The sequence below is a fragment of the Oceaniovalibus sp. ACAM 378 genome (assembly GCF_008085915.1).
Lineage (GTDB): Bacteria > Pseudomonadota > Alphaproteobacteria > Rhodobacterales > Rhodobacteraceae > Oceaniglobus.
In genome coordinates, this window is the sequence record NZ_VSJK01000089.1 from 1 (window position 1) to 706 (window position 706).

1 pseudogene is annotated in these 706 nt (G+C 59.6%); it reads right to left on the reverse strand.

The features are described from left to right. Positions 1–640: pseudogene (locus tag FQ320_RS25320) on the reverse strand (transposase); the annotation flags it as partial. Between the last annotated feature and the right edge of the window lie 66 nt (positions 641–706).

The following is a 706-nucleotide window of genomic DNA, read 5'->3' on the forward strand; positions in this document are numbered from 1 at the left end:
CGCAATGGCACTGGCATTGGTGTGCGGCTGCCTCGCGCCCGTTTCCGGCCTCTACGGCGGCGCACTGACAGGCCCTCTTCCCGGTAAATCCGCCTTACGGCGTTTGAAGTCAAACGCCTATCGGCCAATGGGTAAAGCTTCTTTTCGTTCATAATCATGCCCACGCGCTCCAGCAGGACGCCAATGCGCCGGTAACCGAACCGCCGCCGCTTCTCAGCAATCTTGTTCATTTCCAGACGGATCTCCGGGTTATCGGGCGGTCTTTCGCGCCGCACCGTCTTCGGATCGACCCCGATCAGGACGCAGGCCCGGCGTTGAGAGATCGGATGACCCTTCATCGCCCGCAGCACCGCGTCCCGCCGTTGCATCGGCGTCGTCAGGGCTTTCCCAGGAGATCCTTCAGCACAACATTGTCCAGCATGACATCTGCCACCAGGCGCTTCAGCTTCGCGTTCTCATCCTCGAGCTGCTTGAGGCGTTTGGCGTCGGAAACATCCATCCCGCCATATTTGGCCTTCAGCTTGTAAAACGTCGCAGGGCTCAGCCCATGCTTACGGCACAGCTCGGCCGTCGGCAAACCAGCCTCCTGCTCTTTGATCATCCCGATAATCTGCGCTTCGGTGAAACGGCTTTTCCTCATCTCGTCTGCTCCTTCAGGTTGGGCAGACTCTACATCAGACTGAGGGAACTTCCGGGGGGCAGGTCA